Annotated in this window: 9 protein-coding genes and 1 pseudogene; 9 read left to right on the top strand and 1 reads right to left on the bottom strand. The window is 70.8% G+C overall.

Annotated features, from left to right (window positions below; translation table 11 throughout):
* Nucleotides 1-182 (bottom strand): annotated as a pseudogene (locus G6022_RS07130) (hypothetical protein); the annotation flags it as partial.
* 167 nt (nt 183-349) lie between these two features.
* Here G6022_RS07130 and G6022_RS07125 point away from each other — a divergent pair.
* From G6022_RS07125 to G6022_RS07085, 9 genes are all read left to right on the top strand, one after another.
* Nucleotides 350-3,223 (top strand): DUF4040 family protein, encoded by a 2,874-nt coding sequence (locus G6022_RS07125; protein WP_182691263.1) that lies wholly within the window; start codon nt 350-352, stop codon nt 3,221-3,223.
* Entirely contained in the window at nt 3,220-3,633 is a 414-nt protein-coding gene (locus G6022_RS07120) for a cation:proton antiporter subunit C (protein WP_182691261.1), read from the top strand. The genes G6022_RS07125 and G6022_RS07120 overlap by 4 nt, the downstream gene beginning before the upstream one ends.
* Nucleotides 3,630-5,282, top strand: a complete 1,653-nt coding sequence (locus G6022_RS07115; RefSeq protein ID WP_182610373.1) for a monovalent cation/H+ antiporter subunit D family protein — start codon at nt 3,630-3,632, stop codon at nt 5,280-5,282. Before G6022_RS07120 ends, G6022_RS07115 begins: the two co-directional genes overlap by 4 nt.
* Nucleotides 5,279-5,644 (top strand): Na+/H+ antiporter subunit E, encoded by a 366-nt coding sequence (locus G6022_RS07110; protein WP_182610374.1) that lies wholly within the window; start codon nt 5,279-5,281, stop codon nt 5,642-5,644. Before G6022_RS07115 ends, G6022_RS07110 begins: the two co-directional genes overlap by 4 nt.
* The gene (locus G6022_RS07105; RefSeq protein ID WP_182610375.1) at nt 5,641-5,898 is read left to right on the top strand and encodes a monovalent cation/H+ antiporter complex subunit F; all 258 of its coding nucleotides are present in this window, start codon (nt 5,641-5,643) and stop codon (nt 5,896-5,898) included. The genes G6022_RS07110 and G6022_RS07105 overlap by 4 nt, the downstream gene beginning before the upstream one ends.
* On the top strand, nt 5,895-6,272 hold the full coding sequence (locus tag G6022_RS07100) for a monovalent cation/H(+) antiporter subunit G (protein ID WP_182610376.1): 378 nt from the start codon (nt 5,895-5,897) through the stop codon (nt 6,270-6,272). Before G6022_RS07105 ends, G6022_RS07100 begins: the two co-directional genes overlap by 4 nt.
* Complete coding sequence (mgtE, locus tag G6022_RS07095; protein ID WP_182610377.1) at nt 6,265-7,713, top strand: magnesium transporter; 1,449 nt, start codon at nt 6,265-6,267, stop codon at nt 7,711-7,713. The genes G6022_RS07100 and mgtE overlap by 8 nt, the downstream gene beginning before the upstream one ends.
* A 32-nt stretch (nt 7,714-7,745) precedes the next feature.
* Nucleotides 7,746-8,006 (top strand): hypothetical protein, encoded by a 261-nt coding sequence (locus tag G6022_RS07090; RefSeq protein WP_304815059.1) that lies wholly within the window; start codon nt 7,746-7,748, stop codon nt 8,004-8,006.
* Nucleotides 8,003-8,321: monovalent cation/H(+) antiporter subunit G (locus G6022_RS07085; RefSeq protein WP_182691259.1), on the top strand; the 319-nt coding region annotated here is incomplete at its 3' end. The genes G6022_RS07090 and G6022_RS07085, both read left to right, overlap by 4 nt.

Raw genomic sequence — 8,321 nt, 5'->3', positions numbered from 1 at the left:
GGGTCGACGGCAGCCCACAGCGCCGCCAGGACCAGCGGCAGGATCACCACGACCAGCGCGAGGGCCCGCCTGCCGGGGCCCGGGCCGCTGGGCACCCCGCTGACCGGCTCGTCGACGGGCTCGTCGACCGGGTCGTCCAGAGGTTCGTCCGCGCGGTCGGCTGCACTGGGGGTGGGGGGCATGCCGTGGATGGTAGTGACGTGGCGCACCCGTTCCCGCAGGTCATTCGGCATGCCCCGGAATCCTGCCCGAATCCGCCCGGGCGGAGAGTGTTAGCCTGGCCCGGCGGGCTCGGTACCCACGGGTCTGTTCCGACGCCCATCTCGACCACCTCCGGAGCCAACGGCACGTGACCCTGACCCTCGCCCTCGCAGTGGCCTTCGGCATCGCGGCGATCTCACCGTTGCTGGCCCGCACCATGGGGCGGGACGCGGGATGGCCGCTCGCGGCGCTGCTCGGCGGCCTCGCCCTGTACATCTGGTTCGCCGTCCCCGTCGACACCGTCTCCACGGTCGCGTGGATGCCCGCGTTGGGCGTCGAACTCCGCCTGTCCCTCGACCCGCTGGCCCGCGTGTTCACCATGATCGTCCTCGGGATCGGGGCCGTGGTGATGGCCTACTCGTCCCGGTACCTCGGGCGCGGTGGCGGTCACGGCGGGTACTACGGCCTGATGACGCTGTTCGCCGCGTCGATGCTCGGGCTGGTCCTGGCGGACGACGTCGTCCTGCTGTTCGTCGCGTGGGAGTTCACGACCCTGTGCTCCTTCTTCCTCATCACGCTCGCCGGCCCCAAGGGAACGCAGCCCGCGGTGCGGACGCTCCTCGTCACCGTCGCGGGCGGGCTGTGCCTGCTCACCGCCGCGGCGCTCATGGTGGTCCGCACCGGCACCACCGTCCTGTCGGAGATCCTGGTCGATCCGGTGTGGTCGACTGACCCCGGCTTCGCCACGGTGATCGCCGTACTGATCGCCATGGCCGCGTTCACCAAGTCCGCGCAGTTCCCGTTCCAGGCGTGGTTGCCGGACGCCATGGTCGCGGCGACCCCGGTCAGCGCGTACCTGCACGCGGCCGCCATGGTCAAGGCCGGCATCTACCTGCTGCTGCGGTTCTCCGAGGCACTGCACGACGTCCCGGTGTGGAACCTGCTCCTCATCACCTGCGGAATGACCACCGCCGTTCTCGGGGCCGTGTTCGCAATGCAGCGGGACGACCTCAAGGAACTGCTGGCCTACTCCACGATCAGCCAGCTGGGCTTCCTGGTGGCGACGATCGGCGTGGGCACCCCGGCCGCCATGGTCGCCGCGATCGTGCACACCATCGCCCACGCGCTGTTCAAGTCGTCCCTGTTCATGTTTGTGGGCGTGGTCGACCAACAGACCGGCACCCGGGCCATGAGTGGTCTCCCGCGGCTCTACCGCATCATGCCCGGCACGGCGATCGGCGTGGGACTGGCCGCGGCGTCGATGGCGGGACTGCCCCCGCTGCTGGGCTTCGTGTCCAAGGAGTGGATGTTCAAATCCATGCTCGACGCGCCGGGAGCCGCGTGGACCGGGCCCGCGCTCGGTGCCCTGGCCGTGTTCGCCGCCACCTTCACCTTCGCCTACTCGGCACGCTTCCTGCTCGGCGGGTTCGTCACCCACGGCCCCCCGGCGGGGCCGGGCCCCGAGCCGGTACACAGCACCCCGGAGACCATCGAGGCGCCCCACGCCTCGTTCTTCCTCCCCGCCGCCCTGCCCGCGGTGCTGGGGCTGGTGCTCGGATTCACCGGGTTCCTCCTCGAACCCGCTGTCGCGGCAGCGGCCCGCGCCTCCCTCGGCGAGGGATACAAGGCGGATTTCGGTCTGTGGCACGGGTTCGCGCCCGAGTTGTTCATGTCGATGGCCGTGATCGCGTTCGGCATCGTGCTGGTCCTGGTGCGCAATCCCCTGGACCGCTTCCTCAACCGTGAGCTCGCCCCCATCACCGGGGTGGCGACGGTCGACGCGCTGCGCCGCTGGGCCATCGCGGGCGGGGCGCGCGTCGGCGACGTCACCCGGACGGATCGGATCTCCCGGCACGTCTGGGCCGTCCTCGTGGTGCTGGTCGCCCTGGCCGCCGTGGGTGTGGCGGTCGTCCGCCCCGAACCCGAGGTGGGCTCACCCGTCCGGGCGGAGGACTGGGTGGTGGTGCTACTGCTCGTGGTGGGGACCGCAGCCATGGTCATCTCCCGCTCCAGGGTCGGCGCCGTCGCGAACGTCGGGATCGTCGGGTTCGCCATGGCGCTGTGGTTCTTCACTCTCGGTGCGGTCGACGTGGCTTTGACCCAACTCCTCGTCGAGGTCCTCACCGTCGTCGTCATCGTCCTGGTCCTCCAGCGACTCCCCCCCACCTTCCACATGGTCTCCCGCTCACGCATGCTCGTCAGCGCGGCCGTCGCGATCGTGATCGGCCTGGCCTCGGGCGCGGCGGTGTGGGCCATGACCGGTCGCCGGGAACTCTCCGATGTCGGGCGGTACTTCCTCGACAACGCGGAGGAGGACACCGGTGGCATCAACGTGGTCAACACCGTCCTGGTGGACTACCGAGCGCTGGACACCCTCGGCGAACTCACCGTGCTCGGGGTGGCCGGACTCGCGGTGGTCCTGGCTCTGCACGCCAGGCGCACCCTGCCCCGTCGCCAGGTGCGTCTCTCCGTCCCCTCGAATTCGCCGCTCCTGCCCGCCGAGGACAACGGGGTCTTCCTCCGCACGTTCGCCCGGGTACTGGGCCCCCTGATCGTGTTCCTCTCTCTCTACTTCCTCGTGCGCGGCCACAACGCCCCCGGCGGAGGTTTCAACTCCGCGCTCATCGGCGGGGCCGGAATCGCGATCTACTACCTGCGCGCACCCAGGGACGAGGCGGCGCGGATCCGGGTCCCATACGTCGCGGTCATCGCGGCGGGAGTGGTCATCGGGGTCGTCACGGGTCTCGCGGGCTTCGTGGACGGCTCGTTCCTCCTGCCGCTGCACGCCTACCTCGGCGACGTGCACCTCACCACTGCGTTGGTCTTCGACGTGGGCGTCTACCTGGCGGTCCTCGGAGTGATCATGGCCGCGATCGACAAGCTCGGCGGGGACGACCGGAGCGACGAACCCGCCGTGCCGCCCCCGCCCCCCGGCCCGGTCGCGGAGGCCACCGACCCCGCCACCACCGAGGACGCGGAACCGGTCCTCGACGCGGCCGACAACCGGGAGGTACAGACATGACCCTCGCGATCTCCGTCGGCGTCCTGATGGCCGGCTTCGTCTTCCTCGTCCTGCAACGCGGGATGGTCCGCGTGATCCTGGGGTTCATCCTGCTCAGTCACGCCGCGCACCTCACGATCATGGCGGCCGGCGGCGCGTCGCGGCGCGAGGCCCCGCTGGTGGCCGACCCCGACCCGGCGCTCACCGCCGACGGACTGCCGCAGGCGTTCGTGCTCACCGCCATCGTCATCGCGTTCGCCATCACGATCTACCTGCTGGTGCTGGCGGTGATCGGCGGTGACGACGACGACACCGACGTGGGCGACCTCGACCACCTGGACCTCCTCCCGGAGGTCCCGGGGGGCGCACACCCGGAGGACCCGGAGCCCGACGAGCCGGCGAACCACGACGCGGAAGGTGTCCACCGATGATGCCGGAGTCCGTCCTCACCCTGTTCGTCGCCATCCCGCTGCTCACGGCGGGCCTGCTCATAGCCGTCGCTTCGAGAACACGCCTGGTCCTGACTGTCCTGTTCGCCGTCCTCGTGGTGCAACTGGCCGCGGCGATCGCCACCGTGGCGTGGGTGTCGGACGGTTCGGTCGTGGTGCACCAGGTCGCCCTGTGGGCGCCCGGAGTGGCCATCCCGTTCGTGCTGGACATGTTCTCGGCGCTCATGCTCACGGTGACGAGTCTGCTGACGCTCACGTGCGCGGCTTTCGCGGTCCCGGCCGGGGAGGCGTTCAAGAGGTTCTACCCGCCGTTGGTGCTCCTCGTGACCGCCGGCGTCAACGGGGCCCTGCTTACGGGGGACCTGTTCAACTTCTTCGTCTTTGTCGAGGTCATGCTCCTGCCCTCGTACGGGCTCATGATCATCACCCGGTCCGGTCGGGCCAGCGTGGCCGGTGTCGCGGCCTCGCGGCTCTACATCTCGGTCAACCTGCTCGCCTCGACCATCCTGCTGATCGGCGTGGCCCTGATCTACGGGTTGACGGGAACCGTCAACATCGCCGAACTCCACGGGGCCGCCTCGGAGAACACCGGCGTGGCCGTGGCCACCGCCCTGGTGCTCTTCGCGCTCGCGATCAAGGCCGCCGTCGTCCCCGTGCACGGGTGGCTTGCACGGGCCTACCCCAAGATGTCCCCCGCCGTGACCGCGATGTTCTCCGGCCTGCACACCAAGATCGCGATCTACGCCATCTACCGCATCTACGCGGTGATCTTCGACGGGGACCCGCGCTACCTCTGGGTGGGCGTGGTGGTGTTCTCGGCCACCATGCTGATCGGTGTGCTCGGCGCGGTGGGCGAGGCCGCCCCGCGCTCGATCCTCGCGTTCCACATGGTCAGCCAGATCGGGTACATCCTGCTCGGGGTCGCCCTTTTCGGCCCACTGGGGCTCACCGCCGGCATCTTCTATCTGCTGCACCACATGATCGTCAAGGCCGCGTTGTTCCTGGCCATCGGCGCGATCGAGGTGCGCTACGGTCCCCGGCGGCTGGGGCAACTCTCCGGACTCGCCAAGACCGAACCACTCATCGCGATCGCGTTCTTCGCCTCCGCCATGTCGCTGGCCGGGATCCCGCCCTTCTCCGGCTTCGTGGCCAAGCTCAGCCTGATCATCGCCGCCCTCGACGCCGGGCAGATCGCCGCCGCGGCCGTCGCCGTGGCGGTAAGCATCCTCACCCTGCTGTCGATGCTCAAGATCTGGACGGGGATCTTCCTCGGCGAACCCACCGCCACCGACTCCCGCACGCTCCCGGAGGGTCTGGACCCCGCCTACTCCGATGCCCCGGGGATCCCCGACGGCCGGGACCGCGCCGGGCTCGACGCGACCGGTGACGCCGCGAGCGGTGGCGCCGCGACCTCCACGGTGGCCACCGCCACGGCGGAGGCCGGGGCCCCCGACCCCGTCATGGTTCCCCCGGGTCGCCGGATCGGTCTGGCACTCGCGGCGCCCGCGCTGGCGCTGGCCGTGGTGACGTTGGCGCTGGGACTGGGGGGTCAGGTGCTCCTGGAGCTGTCCGGGACCGCTGCGGCCAACCTGTACGACCCGACCGGATACGTCCAGGCGGTGCTCGGATGACCGCCACCCTGACCTGGCCGCTGCGGATCCTGTGGTTCCTGCTGTGGTTCTTCTGGCAGCAGACCACGACCAGCGCGAAGGTCGTCCGCGACGCCTTCCTGCCCCACGCCTCGATCACCCCGGGCTTCGTGCGGTTCCCCACCAGGTGCCGCACCGAACTCGAGGTGACCGTGCTGTCCTCGCTCATCACCCTGACCCCGGGGACGCTGACCCTGGGCGCGCACCATCCGGGGGGCGGTGAGGGGTGGGAGATCGTGGTCCACGGGATGTACTTCCCGGATCCCGACGACCTGACGGCCTCGCTACACGATATGGAGAACCACATGCTGCGGGCGATCCGGAGAGAGGGGCTGGTCCGGTGATCGCCGTCGACATCGCCATCGTCCTGGTCTCCATCGCGGCCGTCCTGTCCTCCTACCGGATGGTCCGTGGCCCCCACGCCGGTGACCGAGCCATCGCGGCGGACCTGCTGTTCTTCGCGTTCATCGCACTCCTCGCCCTCGTCGGCGTGAGGGTGGACAGTCCCTTCGTCTACGACCTCGTCCTGGTCGCGACGCTGGTGGGCCTGGTCTCCGCTCTCTCGCTGGCCCGACTCATGTCCGGGGGTCGGCGATGAGCTGGGACCTGCTCGCGACCGTCCTGGGATCGGTCTCCGTCCTGACGGGGTCCGTGGTGTTCCTCGGAGGCGCCATCGGCCTCCTGCGGTTCCCCGACCTCTACGTCCGGTCCTCCGCCATCGGGGCGGCCGCCGGACTCGGGCTGGTGTTCGTGATCGTCGGCGCCTTCCTGCTGCACCCGTCCTGGGATGCGGCACCCAAGGTGGTCGTGGCGGCGATACTGCAGTTCGCCTCCTCCGCCATCGGCGCGATGTCCATCGCCCGCGCCGGGTTCCTCTCGGGCGCCGCGCCCACCTCGGCCACCCGGTATTCGCAGATCGGGTTCGCCACCGACACCCCGTCCGACTCCCCCAAGGGGACCGGTGATGACTGAGCCGCGCGATCTGCCGGACGATCCCGGGGGGCCACCGACCGACGCCACGGGGTTCGCCCTGGTCGACGAGCACGTCGACGAGAACAGCACCTACGGCGAGATGAGCCTGGACGAGGCGACCCGGCGGTTGGCCCGGCTCCGCTCCCGCGGCGACCTCCGGGCGGCCTCGCGCCTCATGGCGTCACTGCCCGACCAGGTCGTGGTGGACATGTTCGAGCGCAGCGCCGACCGCGACCGGGCCGTCGCGTTCCGGTTGCTGCCCAAGGGGCGCGCCCTGGTGCTGTTCGAGGCCCTCGACGCGCCGGTGCAGTCCGAGCTGCTGCGCGGCCTGCGCGAGGAGCAGGTCGCCCACCTCTTCGAGGAGCTCGACCCCGACGACCGCGTCGCTCTCATGGACGAGCTCCCGGCCTTCGTCGCCACGCGCCTCCTGCGCGGGCTGCCGCCCGAGGAGCGCGCGCTCACCAACGAGATCCTCGGCTACCCGGCCGGCTCCATCGGCCGCAGGATGACGCCCGAGTTCGTCTCCGCCCGCCCGGAGATGACCGCGGAGCAGGCGCTCGACCGGGTCCGCGCCCGGCTGGTCGACGTCGAGACGATCTACACGATCCCCGTCGTGGACCAGGGACGCCGCCTCATCGGGGTCGTCGGTCTGAGGTCCCTGATGGGCGCGGAACCCGACACCCTCGTCGGGGACCTGATGAACGACGCCATCTCGATCCACGCCCGCGCCTCCGAGGAGGAGGCCGCCCGCCTCAGCGCGGACGAGCGCGTGATCGTCCTGCCGATCACGGACGAGGAGGACCGCCTCGTGGGCATCCTCACCGTCGACGACGCGCTGCGGATCCTCGAGGACGCCGAGACCGAGGACGCGGCCCGCCAGGGTGGCTCCGAGCCCCTGCGCCGGCCGTACCTGGCCACCCCGGTGCGGTCGATCGTCCGGTCGCGCGTGGTGTGGTTGCTCGTGCTGGGACTCGGCGCGGCGCTCACCGTGCAGGTGTTGGCGGTGTTCGAGACCACGCTCGAGCAGGTCGTGGCGCTCTCGTTGTTCGTTCCGCTCATCATCGGTACCGGCGGGAACACCGGGAACCAGGCCGCCACGACGGTCACCCGCGCCCTGGCACTCGGCGACGTCCGCCCCCGCGACGCCCTGCGGGTACTCGTGCAGGAGGTGCGGACCGGGTTCATCCTGGGGCTCGCGCTGGGCGCGGTGGGACTCATCGCCGCGGGGTTCATCTTCGGCTTCGACTTCGGACTGGTCATCGGGCTGACCCTGCTGGCGCTGTGCACCATCGCGGCCACGGTGGGCGGGCTCATGCCGCTGCTCGCACAGGCGGTCCGGGCGGACCCGGCGGTGTTCTCCAACCCGTTCATCACGACGTTCGTCGACGCGATCGGGTTGATCGTGTACTTCCTGGTAGCGCGGGCCGTTCTGGGCCTGTAGGCAGGGGAGAAGACCCGACGCGGGAGGTGGATGTGGTTCAGCTGGCCCTGCAGCTCCTGGTGGCCGCTCTGCTGCTCAACGTGCTGGCCTGCCTCGTGCGGGTGGTGCGAGGCCCCTCCCCGCGTGACCGCGTGACCGGGGTCGTGTTGGCCGGCACCACCGGCGCCGCCCTGCTGTGCACGCTGTCCGTCCTGGCCGGCGCCCCGGCGGTCCGTTCGGCGGCGCTCGCACTCGTGGCGCTGGCGCTGGTCGTCACCGTCACCGTCGTGACCGCGGAGCCGGGGCGTCGATGAGCAACGCGCTGGAGATGGCGCGCGACGTCGCGATCGTCCTGTCCGCCGCGGCGGGACTGCTGTTCTTCACCGCCGGGACCGTCGGCCTGCTCCGGTTCCCCGACCTGCGTAGCCGACTGCACGCGGTGACCAAGGCCGACACCCTGGGCCTCGGGTTCGTCATGCTGGCGTTGTCGCTGGCCTCCGACTCCCTGTGGGCGGCCGCCACGTTCATGCTGGTGTGGGTGCTGGGCATGGGCGCGGCCGCGGTCTCCGCGACCCTGCTCGGCTCGGGCCCCGAGGCGGCCCCTGAGGCGGACGGCGCCCCGGGGTCCG

This window comes from Dietzia sp. Cai40 (assembly GCF_014145165.1).
Classification (GTDB): Bacteria; Actinomycetota; Actinomycetes; order Mycobacteriales; family Mycobacteriaceae; genus Dietzia; species Dietzia natronolimnaea.
The sequence above is the reverse complement of the archived record's forward strand: the minus strand, read 5'-3'. Positions and strand labels throughout refer to the sequence as shown.